An 18,117-nucleotide genomic window follows, 5' to 3' on the forward strand; every position below is an offset into this window, starting at 1 on the left:
GCTGGCGTAGCAGCGCGGCGGCGATGGCGTCCAGCCCCGGCGCTCAGGCCGGCCTGATCGCCACGGCCTGCACGCTGTAGCCGCCGAACAGCCGCGTCGTGCCGCCGATGACGCCGGCCTCGGCGCAGAGTTCTGTCACGACTGCATCGAGATCCCGCCGCGGCGTGACGTGGAACAGCGCCAGCCAGCGGTTCAGCACCGTCCTGAACGGCCCGGGCAGATGCGCCTGGTCGCCGAAATCGACGATATGCAGCGAGCCGCCCGGCGCAACGACATCGAGCGCCTGCGCCAGCGCCTCGCGCCAGGGCGGAATCATCGAGAGCGCGTAGGAGATCACCACGCGCTCGAAACCGGCACGACCGAACAGCGCCTTCGGGTCGAAACTGGTCGCATCGGCCTGCGCCAGGGTGATGCGTTCGGAGAGGCCAGCCTTCGCCACCTGCTCGCGGGCGGTGCGCAGCATCTCCTCGGAGACGTCGAGCCCGTAGCAGCGCGCATGCGGATAGCGTTGCGCGATCTTGATCAGGTTCCGGCCCGTGCCGCAGCCGATCTCGAGCACCGCTCCACCTGGCGCCGGCTTCAAGCCAGCGATCAGCTCGTCGCGGCCGAGCAGGTAGAACTTCCGGGTCGCGTCATAGATGTGCCGCTGGAAACGGTACATCCGGTCCATCAGGCCGGCGGCATCCGGCCCGCTGCTTGCGGCGATCACGCGGTAGTCCCGCGGACATAGAGATGGAAGGCGCCGTAGATCGAGGAGCGGTCGCGCGCGCCGAGTTCGCGGCTGCGGGCCTCGTCATAATGCCACTGCGACAGGATCGCCTCCGGTACCCGGCCGGGCAGCAGGCGCTCGTCGGCGGCGGTACGGAAGATCACGCGGGCACCTGGTGCGGCGCTGCGGGTGATCTGCGTCCACAAGGCCGTCAGATCGGCATCGTTCATCCAGTCCTGCGCATCGAGCAGCACGAAGCCGTTGCAGCTCTCGGCCGGCTGCTGCTCGAGGAAGGCGGTGATTGCGCTCTGATGATAGGCGACTCTGGCTGCACGCGCCTTCACCGTCTCGAAATTGCCGCGCTCCAGATAGGGCGGCACCGCCGCATCGGGCTCCGGCCCGTAGCCGCGGCTGAAGGCCTGCCAGGCGAAGTAGTTGGTCTTGAGATCGAAGCCGCAGGCGAGCCGCTCGAGCCGGTGGCGCAGCACGGCGCGGATGCCGGCATCGCCGTCGGCGGCGAGCGCCTTGTACTGCGCCGGCGGGATGCCGAGCCCGTAGAGCGAGGCCGGCTGGCGCACCAGCCAGCGCACCAGCTTCTTGTCGAAGACTGGTGCCAGATGCCGGTCGAACAGCGCCCGCTGCTCTTCCATCGTCTTCGCCTGCAGCATGACGCGCGGATCGCAGCCGAGCCGGCGGGCGAGGAAGTGGCCTGTGCCGATGAAGCGGCCAAGCAGGCCGTAGCGATAGAAATTGCGGGCGAAGAGCTCGATCCGGCGTCGGCCGGTGAGGTTGCGCCCTTCCCAATAGGCGCGGCTGACCGCGTCCAGCCGCGGCGCGATCAGGCGATCATAGATCTCGACATTGGCCTTCGACTGCGCCTGCCCGAAGAAGCGGCGGAAGACCGCATGATCGTCGATCTCAGCCAGCGCCGCGAGCTTCAGGTGCCCGAGCGCGATATGGGCGCCGTTGAGATCGATCGCGCTGATCTTCGCGGGATCGGCGGTGAGGTAGGAGAGGATGTTGCACGAACCCGAGGCGATCGCGACGAGATGGTCGCCCGGCTGCAGCGCCAGCGCCTCCATGTCGACGACCGGGTCCTCCCAGATCTGCGGATAGACCAGGCCGGAAAAGGCCAGCGTGAACATCCGCTCCAGCACGCCAGCGCGCGACAACGGCTTGCTACGGTGGACGGCGGTGGTCAGGCCGAGGTTCGTGGTGCGCTTCACCGCGCGGATCGTCTGCGTCACGAGACCCCTCGTTTCCGCCCATTGCGATGGCGAGCCGACTAGAGGAGTCGCGTGACGGTTGGGTGACGTGCGGCCCGGCTGGAGAAGAGGCCGGTCGCCGCCGAACGCGAACGTGAAACAAGCCGCGTTGCTTGGGGCTGAAATCAGGAAGACAAATCCCCATATCTCGCGCGACAATCAAACAAGAGCTGGTGGAAAGGAGCCTCGCATGGGCCTGATGGACATGTTCGCCAAAACGGGAAAGCCCGCAGAGCGTGAATTCCCCTTCCAGCTCAGCGACGCCGAATGGCGACAGAAGCTGACCTCGGAGCAGTACCAGGTGCTACGCGGCCACGGCACGGAGCGGGCCGGCTCCTGCGCGCTGAACTTCGAGAAACGCGCCGGCACCTTCTCCTGCGCCGGCTGCGGCCAGCCTCTGTTCAGGTCGCACAAGAAATTCGAGAGCGGCACCGGCTGGCCGAGCTTCGATCAGCCGCTGGACGGCGCGGTTGAGGAGAGCGAGGACTACAGCTACGGCATGCACCGGGTCGAGGTGCACTGCGCCAATTGCGGCGGCCATCTCGGCCACGTCTTCCCAGACGGCCCGCCCCCGACCGGCCTGCGCTACTGCATCAACGGCGTGGCCATGGATTTCGCGCCGGAAGCGGGTTGAGCGCACTCGCCGTCATGGTCGGGCTTGTCCCGACCATCCACGTCTTCCTTCACCAAGTACGGTGTTCAAGACGTGGATGCTCGCCACAAGGGCGAGCATGACGGGTGAGGCTCGGGGAGCCTAGGACACCTTGAGCTGCCGGCCGATCGCCCTTTCCCTCGTCATCCTTTACCCTCACTCCAGTTGATGCCGGAGCGCGAGGATGCGGCTGCCGATCGAGACCGAGCTGCTCAAGACCTTCGTCACGATCGTCGAGACGCAGAGCTTCACCCGCACCGGCGACCGGCTGCACCGGACCCAGCCGGCGATCAGCATGCAGATCCGGCGGCTGGAGGAGGCGCTCGGCAAGGAGCTCTTCGACCGGACCAAGCGCCAGATTCAGCTGACGCGGGAAGGCGAGGTCCTGCTGCATTATGCCAGGCGCATCCTCTCGCTCAGCGACGAGGCCGTAAGTCGCATCGCTCAAACCAGCCTGTCGGGCATCATCCGCATCGGCACCTCCGATGACTACGCCAACATCCTGCTGCCCGAGGTCCTGCGCCGCTTCGCCGGAGCCCATGCCGCTGTTCAGGTCGACGTGATCTGCGACAACGGCGTCGCCATCGAACGCAGGCTGAGGGATGGACTCATCGATCTCGCCCTCGTCGCCTGCCGCGGCTTAGTCGCGGACGAGGAGTTGATCCGGACGGAAGAGCTGGTCTGGATCGCAGCGGCTCCATCCCAGGCGAAGAACCGTCCCGTCCCTCTGGCCGTGTTTCCCGAGGGCTGCGTCTGCCGGACAACGATGGCGGAGGCTCTCGATGCTGCCGGGTGCGACTGGCGGATCGCCTTCAGCAGCGACAATATCGGCGCGATCCATGCCGCGGTCCGCTCCGGCCTGGGAGTGAGTGCCGTCGAGCGCAGCCTCGTCCCGGCTGGCGTGCGGATTCTGGATCAGGCCGAGGGCCTGCCTCCGCTCGCTCCCGTGCATCTCTGCCTCAAGCTCAACCGGGACAGCGCCTCTCCGGTCCTCGATGCGCTCGCCGATGAGATCCGCATCAGCCTCGCGCCGGCACGGCTTCTATACGAGGCGCAAGCCCATCATCACGTCTGAGGCGCCGCCTCTTGCCGCGGCTCACGCGGCACCACGGCAATCGCACTCAGGATGATGAGCGCGAGCCCCGCATAGGCCCAGCGATCCGGCGCGTCGCCGAAGACGAGGAAGCCGAGGATCGTGGCGGTGATCACCTCCGCATAGGTGAAAGGCGCGAGCACGCTCGCCTCTGCCCGCTCGAACGCCTTGATGATCAGGAAATGCGCGCTTGCCGCAACGCAGCCGGTCGCCATCAGCTGCAGCCATTGGAGAGCATTCGGCGATTGCCAGACCGGGATCACCGCGATGCTCGACAGGGCGCAGCCGACGAGCCCGGTCTGGTAGACCGAGACGATCGCCGGAATCCGGCTCTCGACCACCCGCGTCAGCAGCAGGAAGACGGCATAGCCCATGCCGGCACCAAGGCCGATCAGATAGCTCCACTGCCAGGTCTCGGCGCTCGGCCTGATCGCCAGGACGATGCCGAGGAAACCGACGGCGATCGCCAGCCATTGCAGCGGCGCGACCTTCTCCTTGAAGACGAAGAGTGCCAGCAGGGTCAGGAGGAAGGGCTCGACGAACCACAGCGTCAGTGCCGTGGTCAGCGGCATATGGTGGATCGCGACATAGAACAGCGCGACCGCGAGAAAGAGCGCAGCGCTCCGGGCGGTCAGCGTCCAAGACACGGTCGGCAGCAGCTGGCGCGGGCCGTACCGCATCGCGCTATAGAGGCCGGTCGCCAGGCAGTGGAAGAAGAAGCGCGCCCAGATCACCTGCAGCACAGGCAATGACGCGGACAGGTATTTGGCGAGCGTATCCGAGACCGGCAGGATCTGGAGCGCGATCACGAGCAGGAAAATGCCGGTCAGTTGCCGTCTGTCCATATCCGAATGCCTCGCATGACATGCGCAGCAGGCTCGCAGAATGGCAGGCGCTGGAGAAATCCCGAATCTGGATGCCAGGATCAGCGGCGCTTATGCGACTAGGCGCGGGATCCCCTCTCCCGGATGGGAGAGGGGTAGGGGTGAGGGCCCGCCGCTGATTGTTGGAGCAAGGCGGCCGCCGCAGCGCCTTCTGTGGATAGGGCAGGCCCACATCCCTGCCCTTCTCCCACTCGGGAGAAGGGTTCCCCGCGCTATCCGAGCCTCAAATCTCCGGCACCGCCCTTCGCGCCAGCGTCGCCGCATCGACCGCCAGCGGTAGATCGCCGAAATGGCCGGACCAGTGCCCGCCGAGCCGCGTCGCGACGAAGGCGTCCGCCACCGCATGCGGTGCATGGCGGATCAGCAGCGCGCCCTGCAGCATTAGCGCCAGCCGCTCGGTCAGCAGCCGCGCCTGGCCTTCATGGCGGATGAGCTCGTGCAGGTCGGTGTCCAGCGCCTGCAAGGCCGCGTCATAGCGCCTGTCCTGCCCTGAAACCGCATGGAACTCGGCACGCAGCGCCTGCAGCGAGCCCGGCTCGCGCTCAAGCGAGCGGAGAACGTCGAGGCAGATCACATTGCCCGAGCCTTCCCAGACCGAGTTCAGCGGCGCCTCGCGATAGTGCCGCGCCATCGGGTTCTCCTCGATGAAGCCGTTGCCGCCATGGCATTCGAGCGCCTCGACGACGACGGCCGGCGTACGCTTCGCCACCCAGTACTTCGCCAATGGCGCGCCGATCCGGGCCAGCAGCTTCTCGCTTTCCGACTGCTCCTGCCGGTCGACCGCAGCGAAGAGCCGGAAGGCGAGCCAGGCCGCGGCTTCCGCCTCGATCGCGAGATCGGCGAGGACATTCTGCATGATCGGCTGGTCGATCAGCAGGCGCTGGAAGGCGGTGCGATGCTGGGCGTGATGGCCGGCGAGCATCACCGCCTGCCGCATCAGACCGGCGGAGGCGGCGGCGATGTCGAGCCGGGTATTGTGGTTCATCGACAGGCCGGTGCGCAGGCCCCGGCCGGGATCGCCGAGCATATGGCCGATGGCGCCGCGGAACTCGACCTCGGAGGAGGCGTTCGAGCGGTTGCCACATTTGTCCTTGAGGCGCTGGATCGCGATGCCGTTGCGCTCGCCATCCTGCCGCCAGCCCGGCACGACGAAGCAGGAGATGCCCTCCTCATTGCGCGCCAGCGTCAGGAAGACGTCGGAATGCGGCACCGAGAAGAACCATTTGCTGCCGTGCAGCGAATAGGTGCCGTCGCGGTTGTCATAGGCGATGGTCTGGGTCTGGCGCAGGTCCGAGCCGCCTTGCGTCTCGGTCATCGCCATGCCGACGGTCGCCCCCGTCTTGCCTGCGGCCGGACCTTGCGTCTTGTCGTAGCTCTTCGAGGAGATCAGCGCGCCCCATTGCGCCCAGAGCGCCCGGTCCTGCTTCAGCACCGGAATCGCCGAATAGGTCATCGAGATCGGGCAGCAGATCCCGCTCTCGCAGCCATACCAGAGATATTGCAGGGCGGCCCGCGCCACCTGCGCTCCCGGCCCCGGCCTGTTCCAGGCGAGCGCATGCGTCTCCTGGCCGATGGCGCGGGCCATCAGCGCGTGCCAGGCCGGATGGAACTCGATCTGGTCGATCCGGTTGCCGAAGCGGTCATGGCTGCGCAGCTCCGGTCCGTGCCGGTTGGCGAGCCGCGCCATCTCGATCGTCTCGGCGGCGCCGACCGTTCGCCCCGCCTCGTGCAGCCGCTCATCGGCCCAGCCGGCATCGAAGGCCGCGATCGCCGCCTTCAGCACGGGGTCGGCGGCATAGGCGTCGTAATCGGCCAGCGGCGGCACCTGATTGGTGACCTGGTGGGCGTGCGATGCCTGGGCCATGAGCTTCCCTTCCGATCCGCGCCCCCGCGATTAACCACCAGACTATGCCGGCGCCTCCAAATTGCGAACCTGCCCGATTACCGCCTGAGTTCACCCGGCACTTCGCCCGGCGCGCCGCCATCGGCGCGAGCCCATGGAGAGCCTTCACGTGCTGCGACGCGCCCTGAGTACCCTGGTCATCACTGCTGCCGCCGGCTTGAGCCTCGGCGTCATTCCGGCAAGCGCCCAGCCCCAATCGGCGATGAAGATACAGTCCGACGAAGGCCGGCCCTATGAAATTGCCGACAGCGAGGTCTGGGACGTGCCCGATCCGGTCTCGCGACGCGGCTACCAGGTCTTCGTCGCCCTGCCTCCGTCCTACGGGAAGGAGCCGCAGCGGCGCTATCCCGTGCTCTACGTCACCGATGCCGACTACGCTTTCCCGATCATTCGTCAGATCAGCCGCCGCCTGAACCTCGAGGGAGCCAGGATCGAGGAGTTCATCCTGGTCGGCCTGTCCTACGCCAAGGGTGAGGATGGTGCAGTAAGCCGCCGGCGCGATTACACCCCGACGGCGAATGGGCCGAGCACTGCGCCAGCAGGCGCGATCCATGGCCAAGGGCGAGCCTACCAGACCTATCTGCGCGATCAGGTGAAGCCGTTCATCGCCGCTCGCTATCGCACCGATCCGGCAAGAGCGCTCTTTCTCGGGCACTCTTACGGATCATTACTCGGAGCGCAGATCCTCTTCACCGAGCCAGGCCTGTTCAGCGGCTACGTCCTCGGCAGTCCCTCGCTCTGGTACGACAAGCGCCACACCCTCGGCCTGGAGGCAAGCTATGCCGCCAGGAGCCGTGATCTACCGGCCAAGGTCTTCCTCTATGTCGGCGAGTACGAGGCGCTGCGCAAAGGTGATCGGCGCTACAGCCAGAACGTCGACATGGTCGCTGACAACCAAGTGCTGGAGAAGGCGCTGAAGGACCGAAAGTATCCCAACCTGAGCCTCAAGTCGGTCGTTCTCAACGACGAGGATCATCTGACGGTCGCCCCGCGCGGCTTCACGCAAGGCCTGCGATATCTCCTGCCAGCCCGCTGACGCGGGCGGGTTTATGCTGGCCCGGATGCCGTCGCGGAAAACCGCCCGCGATGGCGAGCAATCCACGCCGCCTGCCCCTATATTGACCGTGAACGAATCACGATCACGCCAGCCGGGCTAAAGCCAAGCCAGTGTCAGACCACACCACCTCCGCCCCCCTGCCCCGCCCCGGCGGCCTCGCATCGCGCGCCGCCGCGCAGCCGGCGGCCGGCTATCTGCAAGGGCTCAATCCGGAGCAGCGCCTGGCGGTCGAGGCGACCGACGGGCCGGTGCTGGTGCTCGCGGGCGCCGGCACCGGCAAGACCCGCGTGCTCACCACCCGCATCGCCCATCTGATCGCGACGGGCCGCGCCTTTCCCTCGCAGATCCTCTCGGTGACATTTACCAACAAGGCGGCGCGCGAGATGAAGGAGCGCGTCGCCCATCTCGTCGGCCCGGTCGCCGAGGGCATGCCCTGGCTCGGCACCTTCCACTCGATCTCGGCCAAGCTGCTGCGCCGCCATGCCGAGCTGCTCGATTTGCGCTCCGATTTCACCATCCTCGACACCGACGACCAGATCCGCCTGATGAAGCAGGTGATCCAGGCGGAAGGCATCGACGAGAAGCGCTGGCCCGGCCGGATGCTGGCCGGCTTCATCGACAGCTGGAAGAACCGCGGCCTCGCGCCCAAGGACGTGCCGCCGGGCGAATCCGGCGTCTTCGCCAGCGGCAAGGGCGGCAAGCTCTATGCCGCCTATCAGGACCGGCTGAAGACGCTGAACGCCGTCGATTTCGGCGATCTCCTGCTGCACTGCCTGACGCTGTTCCGCGAGCATCCGGATGTGCTGGCGAGCTATCACGAGCGCTTCCGCTACATCCTCGTCGACGAGTACCAGGACACCAACGTCGCCCAGTATCTCTGGCTGCGGCTGCTGGCGCAGGGCCGCCGCAACATCGCCTGCGTCGGCGACGACGACCAGTCGATCTATGGCTGGCGCGGCGCCGAGGTCGACAACATCCTGCGCTTCGAGCACGATTTTCCCGGCGCGACCGTGGTCCGGCTCGAGCGCAATTACCGCTCGACCGGCCATATCCTCGCTACCGCCGCCAAGCTGATCGCTCGCAACGAAGGTCGTCTCGGCAAGACCTTGCGCACCGAGGACGAGGCCGGCGAAAAGGTCACCATCACCGGCGCCTGGGACAGCCAGGAGGAGGCCCGCCTGATCTCGGACGAGGTCGAGGCGATGCAGTCCAAGGGTGAGAACCTCGCCGAGGTCGCGATCCTCGTCCGCATCTCCGCGCAGATGCGCGAGATCGAGGAGCGCTTCGTCCATGTCGGCGTGCCCTATCGCGTCATCGGCGGCCCGCGCTTCTACGAGCGTGCCGAGATCCGCGACGCCATGGCCTATCTGCGCTGCGTGGTCTCAGCCACCGATGACCTCGCCTTCGAGCGCATCGTCAATGTGCCCAAGCGCGGCCTCGGCGACGCCACCATCCAGATCCTGCACAATTACGCCCGGGCCGCGCAGATTTCGCTCTTGCAGGCGGCACGCGTCGTGGTCGAGAGCGACGAGTTGAAGCCCAAGGCCCGCACCGCCTTGCGCGAACTGGTCGAGGCCTTCGCCCGCTGGTCGGGACGCGCCGAGAGCATGCAGCAGGGCGAGCTCGCCGAACTGGTACTGGAGGAGAGCGGCTACACCGAGATGTGGCAGAAGGACCGTTCGGCCGACGCCGCCGGCCGGCTGGAGAACCTGAAAGAGCTGGTCCGCTCGCTCGACGAGTTTCCCGATCTGCCGGCCTTCCTCGAGCACGTCTCGCTGGTGATGGACGCCGATAGCGGCGATGGCGGCGCCCGCGTCTCGATCATGACGCTGCACGCCGCCAAGGGGCTGGAGTTCGACACCGTCTTCCTTCCCGGCTGGGAGGAAGGGCTGTTCCCGAGCCAGCGCGCCCTCGACGAGAACGGCCGCGCCGGCCTCGAGGAGGAGCGCCGCCTCGCCCATGTCGGCCTGACCCGCGCCCGCAAGCGGCTGAAACTCTATTTCGCCTCGAACCGCCGCATCCATGGCCTCTGGCAGTCGAGCCTGCCCTCGCGCTTCATCGACGAATTGCCGGAGGACCATGTCGAGGTCGTCCAGGCGCCTACGGCCTACAGCCAGGGCGGCTACGGCGCCTCGCGCTTCGAGCGCATGGAAAGCTTCGGCTCCTCCTACCAGACGCCGGGCTGGCAGCGCGCGCAGGAGAACAAGGCCAAGTTCAATTCAGGCGGCGGCTCGGGCTTCTCCGACGCCGGCCAGCGCGGCTTTGGTCAAGGGACAGGCTTCGCCGGCCGCCAGCGCGGCCTGATGATGATCGAGGGCGAATTGACGGCAAAGTCGACCGGCTCCTCCGCCTTCGATCCCGGCGCCCGCGTCTTCCACGTCAAGTTCGGCCCCGGCTCGGTCGCCAGCGTCGACGGCAACAAGCTGACGGTGGATTTCGACAAGGCCGGCCGGAAGATGGTGCTGGACTCGTTCGTTCAGAAAGCGGGGTGAGATCACCCCTCTGTGGACAACGGGCACAGTTGGCTTATCCACAGTACAAAAGCGGAATTCGTCTGAAAGGCGAGTCCAGCTGACGATATATGTATCGGGCCAAAAGCGAATCGGCAGGTTCCGATGCTCAACAACAGCAGCGACATCATTCGCCGCCTCGAACGCGAGGGCTGGGAATGCGTGCGCGTTGCCGGCTCGCACCATGTCTTCAAAAAGCTCGGCGTCCGTGACATTATCGTCGTGCCGCATCCGAAGAAGAGCTTCGGACCGGGTCTTGTGCTGAAGATCTACAAGCAGGCAGGCTGGCTGCGCGATTGAGATGACCCATTACGTCGCCATCATCGAGGACGCCGGTCCCGACCATGCCGTCGGCGTCTGGTTCCCGGACCTGCCCGGCTGCTTCTCGGCCGGCGACACGCTGGACGAAGCTATGGCGAATGCACCTGCAGCCCTGGCGCTCTGGATCGAGTCGATGGTCGAGGACGGCAAGGCGATCCCGCGCGCCCGCACGCCGAGCGAGCTGAAGGCCGATCCTGATGCCGCTGCCGATATGGCAACCCACGCGATCGCGCTCATTCCAGCCCCGCGCCTGGCCTTCCAGCCGGCTGCCGAATAGATCGTCGACCGCAACGAGCCGACCGTCGATTTCGACAAGGCCGGTAGGACAACCGCGCTGGAGTCGTTCGTTCAGAAAGCAGGCTAGGCTCCAGTCTCGCGATTCTCCGAGGCCGACCCCATGCATCCCGACATCATCGTCACCGACAGCACCGACGAGGCTTTCCTGTCGGTGCTGCAGGCGGGCCTGATGAGCTACAACGAGGAACAGGGCGGCGCGACCGATCTGAAGCCGATCCAGGTCAAGGTCCGCGACCCCGAAACCGGCGCACTGGCCGGCGGTATCTCCGGCCGGACCTCGCGCGGCGTGCTCTTCATCGACTATGTCTATCTGCCGCAGAGCCTGCGCGGCTCCGGCCTCGGCAGCCAGATGCTCGCCATGGCTGAGCATGAGGGCAAACGGCGCGGCTGCAGCAAGGCGGTGCTCTTCACCATCAGCTTCCAGGCACCGGATTTCTACAAGCGCCTCGGCTGGAAGGTCCTCGGCGAGGTCGCTCCCAAGCCGCCCGGTGCCACTCGCATCTACCTGACCAAGGATCTGTAAGCGCGATGTCGACCGGGACGCTTGCCGGCCGCGTGGCGGTGATCACCGGAGCCGGGCGCGGGCTCGGCGCCGCGCTTGCGATCTCCCTCGCCGAAGCCGGCTGCCGCCCAATCCTCTGCGGCCGCAACGCGGCCGGGCTCTCGGCGACACAAGCGATAATCCGCGAGCGGGCCGGGATCGAGCCTGCCCTCGTTGCGCTCGACCTCGCCGATGCCGCCAGCGTCGAGGCGGCCGGCCGGGCCGTCGCTGCCACTGCCGGTGGCGTCGACATCCTGATCAACAATGGCGCGATGTGGCTGGAAGCACGATCGGAGCCTTACTCCGCCGAGGAGGTGCTCGGCGTCGTCAACGCCGCAGTTACCGGCACCTTCCTGCTCACACAGGCGCTGCTGCCGGCGCTGAGACGCTCGGCCCGCCCGGACATCGTCACCATCGGCTCGATCAGCGGCCTGCCCAATGCCGCCCTGCAGAGCGTCTCGGTTCCCTTCTACGCCGCCAAGCATGGGCAGGCTGCGCTCGCCGACGGCTTCCGCCAGATGCTCGCCGGCACGCCGGTCCGCTCGATCGCGATCCACCCGCCCTATCTCGACGACATGCTGCCGAGCGATGCCGAATGGCAGGCGAGCCCCCAGCGCGCCAAGGGCAGCCGCGGTAGCAATCGCGACGTCGTCGAAGCCGTTATCTTCGCCCTGACCCGGCCGCGCCATGTGACCTTGTCGATCACGCTCGACGCTGATGATGGCGGGCAGTTTCCGCGCCCGGCGGGGGACTGAGCGCAGCGCCTTGGCGCCTTACCCCTCCTCCCGCTCCCTAAAGGCCCGCCGCGCCACCGAGACCTCGGCATAGTAGGTCTCGGCCCAAGTCCAGACGCCGCAGAAGGCGGCGCTGAGCTCGCGGCCGAGCTCGGTCAGCGTGTAGTCGACATGCGGCGGGATCACCGGGTGGACGGTGCGGACCACCAGCCCGTCGCGCTCCATCTCGCGCAGCGTCTTGGTCAGCATCTTCTGGCTGATGCCGCCGACGATCCGCCCGCATTCGGTGAAGCGCAGCGTGCCGTGCTCCTCCAGCGCCTCCAGCACCAGCATCGTCCATTTGTCGGCGACCTGCGCGATCACCTGGCGCACCAGCGACTCCACCGCCCTGGAGACAGGCGGGATTTCCTCACTGCGCTTGTGCATCGCCGCCATCGCCTCGCGGATCGCATGCATGCCGACACTCTCCTTTTGGTGCGTATCGAACTTTCGGGAGCCTTCTTACCGTAAGAGAGTAACGACGCCAGCTGATGTCTCGCAACCAGGAAAGGGATTTGCGATGAACATCAGCGGCAACACCATCCTCATCACCGGCGGCGGCTCCGGCATCGGCCGGGCGCTGGCCGAGGCCCTGCACAAGGCCGGCAACCAGATCGTCATCGCCGGCCGGCGCGAGGCGCTGCTTCACGAGGTGACCTCAGCTAATCCGGGCATGGAGGCGCTCCTGCTCGACATCCAGGACAAGGAGGATGTCGCCGCCTTCGCCAGGCAGGCGGTCGAGAGCTTCCCGGCGCTGAACGCCGTCATCCACAATGCCGGCATCATGCGCAGCGAGGCCGTCACCGCCGGCGATTTCCTTGATACCGCCGAGGACACGATCGCGACCAATCTGCTCGGCCCGATCCGGCTCACCTCGGCGTTGCTGCCGCATCTGCTGAAGCAGGAGCGCGCGGCGATCCTGACCGTCTCCTCCGGCCTCGCCTTCGTGCCACTGGCGACGACGCCGAGCTACAGCGCGACCAAGGCCGCGATCCATGCCTGGTCGATGGCGTTGCGCGAGCAGCTCAAGGCGACCTCGGTCGAGGTGATCGAGATCGCCCCGCCCTATGTCCAGACAGAATTGCTCGGCCCGCAACAGGCAGTCGACCCCGCGGCGATGCCGCTGGCCGAGTTCACTGCCGAGGTGATGTCGCTGCTCGAAAGTCGGCCCGCCTCAGGCGAAATCATCGTCGAACGCTGCAAGCCGCTGCGCTTCGCCGCCGAGAACGGCCAGGTCGCCGCGATCTTCGCCCAGCTCAACGCGCAGCACGGCTGACAACTGCCGTCATTGCGAGCGTAAGCGAAGCAATCCAGGAGGCGTAGAGCTCTGTCGCCACTGGATTGCTTCGTCGCTGCGCTCCTCGCAATGATGGCCGCGTCAACCGAATGACAAGCAGCCCGGCCCCTGCTAAGCCCCCGCCTATGCGCGAAGGCCTCCTGCCATCGACGGTCGCGACCGTCCTCGAACTCGAAACCAGCGGCGACAAGGCGCGCGCCTTGACCGAGCTTTTGGGCGAGGTCTTCGACCCGACCGAGACCGCCGTCTCCGCCTTCGAGGTCGAGAGCGGCGTCACCACGCTCTCGCTGAACGCGCCCTGGAAGGTCGAGATCTATTTCGCGACGCATCCGGACGAAGAGGCCGTGCGCGACATGCTGCGCCCGATCGTCGGCGACAGCATCGATTCAACGCCCTTCGCCACGGTCAATCAGAGGGATTGGGTCGCGGCCAGCCTGGAAGGCCTGCAGCCGGTACGCGCAGGCAGAGTCCTCGTCCATGGCGCGCATGACCGCGACGCGGTGAAGATCAATGACGTCGCCATCGAGATCGCGGCGGCGCTCGCCTTCGGCACCGGCCATCACGGCACCACAGCCGGCTGCCTGCTGGCGCTCGACGCCGAGTTGAAGAAGCGCCGGCCGCGCAACGCCATCGATGTCGGCACCGGCACGGGCATTCTGGCGCTGGCGCTCGCCAAGCAGGTCAAGCGCAAGGTCGTCGCCGGCGACATCGATGCGATCGCGATCGAGGTCTCCGCCCACAATGCCAGGATCAATCACGCTCCGCAGGCGCTCGACCTCTATGTCGCGCCGGGCCTGCGCCACGCCAAGGCGGACCGGCCGCGCCATTTCGACCTGATCTTCGCCAACATTCTCGCCGGCCCGCTGCGCAAGCTTAGCCCCGCGATCGCGCGCGCTTTGTCGGACGACGGCACGGTGATCCTGTCGGGCCTGCTGGAAATGGATGTCGCCGGCGTGGTCTCGGCCTATCGCCATCAGGGGCTGGCGCTGGCGCGGCGCTCCTCGCGCGAGGGCTGGGCGACCCTGGTCATGAAAAGAGGCGGCGCAGCCGCCAGGCCACGCCGCCTCTACTAGGCCTACTGTTTCCGTACGCCGTAGCGCTCAGAAACCCAGGTGGCCGTACTTTCCTTCGGCTTCCGCCTGCAGTGCGCGGGCATCGTGCCAGACGGCCGCAGCGAACTTGGCGGCGTCGACGATCGAGTCATAGGCATGCTTGACGATGGCGATCATGGTCTTGGTTCCTTGTCAGTTGCGCGCGGCGCGGTTCGCGGCCAGCGGCGCTTTGAAGTTCAGCGGTTGAACGGCAGCTCGGCGTCGTGTTTCAGCGTCGTCTGCGGGAAGCCACCGAGCACCAGCTCGCTCTCGCGCACCAGATAGTGGTGGGCGCGCAGCTCGCGCATGGCCGAACGGCGGCGGCTCTCGATCAGCGCGGCATAGAGGCGCTGCCAGAAGCCCTGGCCGGCGGTCTTGGTCTCGGTCGCCTCGGCGCGGGTCGCGGCCGGCAGGACGTCGTTGGAATTCAGCACATAGGTCATAGGGTCTCTCCTCAGATCACGAAGGACAGTCCCGGTCGCTTCCTCGTTCTCTTATGCGACTAAAGTGGGCCGTCTTCGCACCTGCGAGAAGATACGTTCGCATATGCACAACATGCATAAAACGCATAACGAAAACAGAAATCCGTTAACGACTGCGCACACCGCATAACCAAGAGGCAATCCGCTCAAATGCGAGCCAATGCGCGCCTGCTTCGAAAGCAGGGGCGAAACGGCAGTTTTGCACTGGCCTTTCAGGCAAGCGGAGGCGAGCATGGCCGCAATCCCAGCCAGAGCCTGACATGACCGATTCCTCAGCCAAGACCGCCTGCCGCTTCCAGTCCTTCTCCGAGCCGAGCGATCCCTCGCAGGTCGCGCCGCGCGTCGCGGCCTTGCGCGCCGCTCTCGCGAAGCAGGGGCTCGACGGCTTCATCGTCCCACGCGCCGACGAGCACCAGGGTGAATATGTCCCCGCCCACATGGCGCGCCTCGCCTGGCTGACCGGCTTCACCGGCTCGGCCGGCAATGCCGTCGTGCTCGCCGACAAGGCCGCGCTGATCGTCGATGGCCGCTACACCATCCAGTCAGCGGCGCAGACCGACACCAGCGTCGTGACGCCGTCGAAAATGGAGGAGACGCCGCTCGACAAATGGGTCGAGGCCAATCTGTCGGCCGGCGGCAAGCTCGGCTACGACCCCTGGCTCCACACCGTCGACGGCGTCGCCAAACTCGAGAAGGCGGTCTCGGTTGCCGGCGGTGTGCTCGTCCCGGTGACGCCGAACCCGATCGACGCGCTGTGGAGCGACCGCCCGGCGCCGCCGACCGCCCCGGTCAAGGCGCATCCCGCCGCCTATGCCGGCGAAAGCAGCGCAGACAAGCTTGCCCGCATCCAGCAGGAGCTGGCCAAGGCCAAGGTCGACGCGCTCGTCCTCTCCGACCCGCACGCGCTGGCCTGGACCTTCAACATCCGCGGCGGCGATGTCGAGCACACGCCGCTGCCGCTCGGCTATGCCATCGTGCCGCGCGAGGGTCGCCCGACCGTCTTCCTCGCCCCGGAGAAGATCACCAACGAGGCTGGCGACGCTATCGGCGCGCTCGGCGAGATCGCCGCGCCGCAGGCACTGGAACAGCAGCTCAAGGAGCTTGGCGCCGCCAAGGCCAAGGTCCGCCTCGATTCCAGCACCGCGGCCTCGGCGCTGGCCACGCTGATCCGCGATGCCGGCGGCACACCTGAAGCCGGCACCGACCCGATTGCACTGATGAAGGCGAGGAAGAACGAGGCCGAGCTTGCCGGCAGCCGCCGGGCGCATCTGCGTGACGGCGCCGCCATCGTCCGTTTCCTGTCCTGGCTGGCGCGCGAGGCGCCCAAGGGCGGCCTGACCGAGATCGACGCCGTCGCGGCGCTGGAGGCCGAGCGGCTGAAGACCGGCGAATTGCGCGACGTCTCCTTCACCACTATTGCCGGCGCCGGCCCGAACGCGGCGCTGCCGCATTACCGCGTCACCGAGTCGAGCAACCGCAGGATCGAGCCGGGCATCTTCCTGGTCGATTCCGGCGGGCAGTACGAAGACGGCACCACCGACATCACCCGCACCATGGCGGTCGGCGAGCCGACGGCTGAGATGCGCGACCGCTACACCCGCGTGCTCAAGGGCCATCTCGCCATCTCGCGCGCCGTTTTCCCGAAAGGCACTTCGGGCGCCCAGCTCGATGCCTTCGCCCGCGCCCCGCTTTGGCAGGCCGGGCTCGATTTCGACCACGGCACCGGCCACGGCGTCGGCAGCTATCTCTCGGTGCATGAGGGGCCGCAGCGCCTCTCCAAGCTCGGCACCACCCCGCTCGAGCCCGGCATGATCCTCTCGAACGAGCCCGGCTACTACAAGGAAGGCGCCTACGGCATCCGCATCGAGAACCTGATCGTGGTCGAGGAGCGCCAGATCCCCGGCGCCGAGCGCACCATGTACGGCTTCGAGACGGTGACCTGGTGCCCCTATGAGCGGGTGCTGATCGACCTCTCGCTGCTGGACGAAGGCGAACTCTCCTGGATCAACGCCTATCACGCTGAGGTCTGGAGCAAGCTCGCGCCACTGGTCGAAGGCGAGGCGAAGGCCTGGCTGGAGCAGGCGTGCCTGCCGTTGTGACGGAAGCGCGACCTCCCTTCTCCCCTTGCGGGAGAAGGTGGCGCGGAGCGCCGGATGAGGGGTCTCACAGGTCTTGAAAGTATCGGAAAGTTGGCAAACCGCTAACGATCGGCGTCTCCCGACCCCTCACCCCCACCCTCTCCCGCAAGGGGAGAGGGGCAGGTCGCGGCTCGCGTCACCCCCACAGGTCCGTCGACAGATACTTCAGCCCGGAATCGCAGACGATGACCGCAATCGTCTTCCCCGCCTCGCCTCCACGCAGCAATTGAACCGCCGCGGCGACATTCGCTCCGGCCGAGAACCCGCCGAAAATCCCTTCGAACCGCGCCAGCAGCCGCGTCGTCTCACGCGCTTCTTCGCCGGTGACCTGCAGATAGCCGTCGACCGGCACATTCCCGAGGAAGGCGAGATCGGCCATCGCATAGCCGCCTCCCTGGATCGGATGATCGGGTCTGGTGACCTCTTCGCCTGCCGCAGCCGCAGCCCCAGCCGGCTCGACCACATAGCAGCGCACAGCAGGGCTGCGCTCTTTCAGCGCCCTGGTCACGCCCGCATAGCTACCGCCCGAGCCGATGAAGTCGACAAAGGCGTCGATCGTCCCGCCGCTCTGCTCCCAGAGTTCCGGCCCGGTGGTGCGGTAATGCGCCAGCCAGTTGCCGTCGCGATGGAACTGGTCGGCTCGGAAGGCACCGCGTTCCCTGGTGATCCGCTTCGCCTCACGGTCGACGAGTTCGAGGTCGCCGCCCGAGACTTGCCCCGGCACCGAACCGGGTAGCTGGTCGACCAGCACCACCTCCGCCCCGAGCGCCCGCATCATCCGGGCGCGCTCCTCCGAATTGCCCTTCGACATCACCGCGATGAAGGGATAGCCCCTGATCCCGCAGACGATGGCGAGCCCGGTGCCCATATTGCCCGAGGTGAGCTCGACCACGGTCTGGCCGGGCTTCAGCGTGCCTGACGCTTCCGCCTCCTCGATGATGCCGAGTGCCGCCCGATCCTTCTTCGAGAAACCGGGATTGAGATAATCGAGCTTGGCGAGGATGGTGCCGCTGACGCCGAGATGCCGCGTCAGCCGGTCGAGCCGGACCAGCGGCGTATCGCCGATGGCATCGACCACGGAATCCATCACGGGGCGCATGCGTG

At 66.9% G+C, this 18,117-nt stretch carries 19 protein-coding genes; 11 read left to right on the plus strand and 8 right to left on the minus strand.

All coding sequences use genetic code 11. The features are described 5' to 3' along the window. Positions 1–43: 43 nt before the first annotated feature. Positions 44–709, minus strand: a complete 666-nt coding sequence (locus ACWIGM_RS02835; protein ID WP_454024407.1) for a class I SAM-dependent methyltransferase — start codon at positions 707–709, stop codon at positions 44–46. Continuing rightward, positions 706–1,956, minus strand: a complete 1,251-nt coding sequence (locus ACWIGM_RS02840) for a BtaA family protein (RefSeq protein WP_454024408.1) — start codon at positions 1,954–1,956, stop codon at positions 706–708. The genes ACWIGM_RS02835 and ACWIGM_RS02840 overlap by 4 nt, the downstream gene beginning before the upstream one ends. A gap of 217 nt (positions 1,957–2,173) precedes the next feature. Between ACWIGM_RS02840 and msrB the strand changes: the two genes are divergently transcribed. Together msrB and ACWIGM_RS02850 are read left to right on the plus strand one after the other, a co-directional pair. Continuing rightward, the gene (gene msrB / locus ACWIGM_RS02845; protein ID WP_454025434.1) at positions 2,174–2,608 is read left to right on the plus strand and encodes a peptide-methionine (R)-S-oxide reductase MsrB; all 435 of its coding nucleotides are present in this window, start codon (positions 2,174–2,176) and stop codon (positions 2,606–2,608) included. Positions 2,609–2,810: 202 nt separating this feature from the next. After that, complete coding sequence (locus tag ACWIGM_RS02850; RefSeq protein ID WP_454024409.1) at positions 2,811–3,701, plus strand: LysR substrate-binding domain-containing protein; 891 nt, start codon at positions 2,811–2,813, stop codon at positions 3,699–3,701. On the opposite strand, the gene ACWIGM_RS02855 is transcribed toward ACWIGM_RS02850, so the two are convergent. Further along, positions 3,692–4,564 carry a DMT family transporter gene (locus tag ACWIGM_RS02855; RefSeq protein WP_454024410.1) on the minus strand — a complete coding sequence of 291 codons (873 nt, stop codon included), beginning with the start codon at positions 4,562–4,564 and terminating at the stop codon, positions 3,692–3,694. The genes ACWIGM_RS02850 and ACWIGM_RS02855 overlap by 10 nt on opposite strands. Before the next feature lie 262 nt (positions 4,565–4,826). Further along, positions 4,827–6,467 carry an acyl-CoA dehydrogenase family protein gene (locus ACWIGM_RS02860; protein ID WP_454024411.1) on the minus strand — a complete coding sequence of 547 codons (1,641 nt, stop codon included), beginning with the start codon at positions 6,465–6,467 and terminating at the stop codon, positions 4,827–4,829. Positions 6,468–6,615: 148 nt separating this feature from the next. On the opposite strand from ACWIGM_RS02860, the gene ACWIGM_RS02865 reads away from it, so the two are divergent. From ACWIGM_RS02865 to ACWIGM_RS02890, 6 genes are all read left to right on the plus strand, one after another. Then, on the plus strand, positions 6,616–7,542 hold the full coding sequence (locus tag ACWIGM_RS02865) for an alpha/beta hydrolase (protein ID WP_454024412.1): 927 nt from the start codon (positions 6,616–6,618) through the stop codon (positions 7,540–7,542). Positions 7,543–7,673: 131 nt separating this feature from the next. Further along, on the plus strand, positions 7,674–10,055 hold the full coding sequence (locus ACWIGM_RS02870) for a UvrD-helicase domain-containing protein (protein WP_454024413.1): 2,382 nt from the start codon (positions 7,674–7,676) through the stop codon (positions 10,053–10,055). A gap of 123 nt (positions 10,056–10,178) precedes the next feature. Further along, complete coding sequence (locus ACWIGM_RS02875; protein WP_454024414.1) at positions 10,179–10,373, plus strand: type II toxin-antitoxin system HicA family toxin; 195 nt, start codon at positions 10,179–10,181, stop codon at positions 10,371–10,373. A 1-nt stretch (position 10,374) separates the two neighbouring features. Then, positions 10,375–10,671 (plus strand): type II toxin-antitoxin system HicB family antitoxin, encoded by a 297-nt coding sequence (locus ACWIGM_RS02880; RefSeq protein ID WP_454024415.1) that lies wholly within the window; start codon positions 10,375–10,377, stop codon positions 10,669–10,671. A 120-nt stretch (positions 10,672–10,791) separates the two neighbouring features. Beyond that, positions 10,792–11,214: a GNAT family N-acetyltransferase gene (locus tag ACWIGM_RS02885; protein WP_454024416.1), complete on the plus strand. Its 423-nt coding sequence runs from the start codon at positions 10,792–10,794 to the stop codon at positions 11,212–11,214. A gap of 5 nt (positions 11,215–11,219) precedes the next feature. Then, on the plus strand, positions 11,220–11,987 hold the full coding sequence (locus tag ACWIGM_RS02890) for an SDR family oxidoreductase (protein WP_454024417.1): 768 nt from the start codon (positions 11,220–11,222) through the stop codon (positions 11,985–11,987). An 18-nt stretch (positions 11,988–12,005) separates the two neighbouring features. On the opposite strand, the gene ACWIGM_RS02895 is transcribed toward ACWIGM_RS02890, so the two are convergent. Then, positions 12,006–12,401 (minus strand): winged helix-turn-helix transcriptional regulator, encoded by a 396-nt coding sequence (locus tag ACWIGM_RS02895; protein WP_454025435.1) that lies wholly within the window; start codon positions 12,399–12,401, stop codon positions 12,006–12,008. Positions 12,402–12,525: 124 nt separating this feature from the next. On the opposite strand from ACWIGM_RS02895, the gene ACWIGM_RS02900 reads away from it, so the two are divergent. Both ACWIGM_RS02900 and ACWIGM_RS02905 read left to right on the plus strand, forming a co-directional pair. Beyond that, positions 12,526–13,281, plus strand: a complete 756-nt coding sequence (locus tag ACWIGM_RS02900; protein WP_454024418.1) for an SDR family oxidoreductase — start codon at positions 12,526–12,528, stop codon at positions 13,279–13,281. A gap of 146 nt (positions 13,282–13,427) precedes the next feature. Continuing rightward, positions 13,428–14,375: a 50S ribosomal protein L11 methyltransferase gene (locus ACWIGM_RS02905; protein WP_454024419.1), complete on the plus strand. Its 948-nt coding sequence runs from the start codon at positions 13,428–13,430 to the stop codon at positions 14,373–14,375. Positions 14,376–14,402: 27 nt separating this feature from the next. On the opposite strand, the gene ACWIGM_RS02910 is transcribed toward ACWIGM_RS02905, so the two are convergent. Beyond that, positions 14,403–14,531 (minus strand): hypothetical protein, encoded by a 129-nt coding sequence (locus ACWIGM_RS02910; protein ID WP_326875042.1) that lies wholly within the window; start codon positions 14,529–14,531, stop codon positions 14,403–14,405. A 59-nt stretch (positions 14,532–14,590) separates the two neighbouring features. Continuing rightward, a complete protein-coding gene (locus ACWIGM_RS02915; RefSeq protein WP_454024420.1) occupies positions 14,591–14,836 on the minus strand; it encodes a hypothetical protein in 246 nt (81 codons plus the stop codon). Positions 14,837–15,135: 299 nt separating this feature from the next. Here ACWIGM_RS02915 and ACWIGM_RS02920 point away from each other — a divergent pair, with 299 nt between their 5' ends. Further along, a complete protein-coding gene (locus tag ACWIGM_RS02920; protein ID WP_454024421.1) occupies positions 15,136–16,974 on the plus strand; it encodes an aminopeptidase P family protein in 1,839 nt (612 codons plus the stop codon). A 175-nt stretch (positions 16,975–17,149) separates the two neighbouring features. On the opposite strand, the gene ACWIGM_RS02925 is transcribed toward ACWIGM_RS02920, so the two are convergent. Continuing rightward, complete coding sequence (locus ACWIGM_RS02925) at positions 17,150–18,112, minus strand: PLP-dependent cysteine synthase family protein (protein WP_454024422.1); 963 nt, start codon at positions 18,110–18,112, stop codon at positions 17,150–17,152. Between the last annotated feature and the right edge of the window lie 5 nt (positions 18,113–18,117).

The sequence above is a fragment of the Allobosea sp. NPDC055332 genome (genome assembly GCF_053645455.1).

Bases quoted from the DNA above. Each gene is read 5' to 3' on its own strand.
- msrB (WP_454025434.1), top strand. From the start codon at position 2,174: ATGGACATGTTCGCCAAAACGGGAAAGCCCGCAGAGCGTGAATTCCCC.
- ACWIGM_RS02875 (WP_454024414.1), top strand. From the start codon at position 10,179: ATGCTCAACAACAGCAGCGACATCATTCGCCGCCTCGAACGCGAGGGC.
- ACWIGM_RS02910 (WP_326875042.1), bottom strand. From the start codon at position 14,531: ATGATCGCCATCGTCAAGCATGCCTATGACTCGATCGTCGACGCCGCC.
- ACWIGM_RS02925 (WP_454024422.1), bottom strand. From the start codon at position 18,112: ATGCGCCCCGTGATGGATTCCGTGGTCGATGCCATCGGCGATACGCCG.
- ACWIGM_RS02900 (WP_454024418.1), top strand. From the start codon at position 12,526: ATGAACATCAGCGGCAACACCATCCTCATCACCGGCGGCGGCTCCGGC.
- ACWIGM_RS02860 (WP_454024411.1), bottom strand. From the start codon at position 6,467: ATGGCCCAGGCATCGCACGCCCACCAGGTCACCAATCAGGTGCCGCCG.
- ACWIGM_RS02915 (WP_454024420.1), bottom strand. From the start codon at position 14,836: ATGACCTATGTGCTGAATTCCAACGACGTCCTGCCGGCCGCGACCCGC.
- ACWIGM_RS02905 (WP_454024419.1), top strand. From the start codon at position 13,428: ATGCGCGAAGGCCTCCTGCCATCGACGGTCGCGACCGTCCTCGAACTC.
- ACWIGM_RS02890 (WP_454024417.1), top strand. From the start codon at position 11,220: ATGTCGACCGGGACGCTTGCCGGCCGCGTGGCGGTGATCACCGGAGCC.
- ACWIGM_RS02895 (WP_454025435.1), bottom strand. From the start codon at position 12,401: ATGGCGGCGATGCACAAGCGCAGTGAGGAAATCCCGCCTGTCTCCAGG.
- ACWIGM_RS02880 (WP_454024415.1), top strand. From the start codon at position 10,375: ATGACCCATTACGTCGCCATCATCGAGGACGCCGGTCCCGACCATGCC.
- ACWIGM_RS02855 (WP_454024410.1), bottom strand. From the start codon at position 4,564: ATGGACAGACGGCAACTGACCGGCATTTTCCTGCTCGTGATCGCGCTC.
- ACWIGM_RS02920 (WP_454024421.1), top strand. From the start codon at position 15,136: ATGACCGATTCCTCAGCCAAGACCGCCTGCCGCTTCCAGTCCTTCTCC.
- ACWIGM_RS02850 (WP_454024409.1), top strand. From the start codon at position 2,811: ATGCGGCTGCCGATCGAGACCGAGCTGCTCAAGACCTTCGTCACGATC.
- ACWIGM_RS02885 (WP_454024416.1), top strand. From the start codon at position 10,792: ATGCATCCCGACATCATCGTCACCGACAGCACCGACGAGGCTTTCCTG.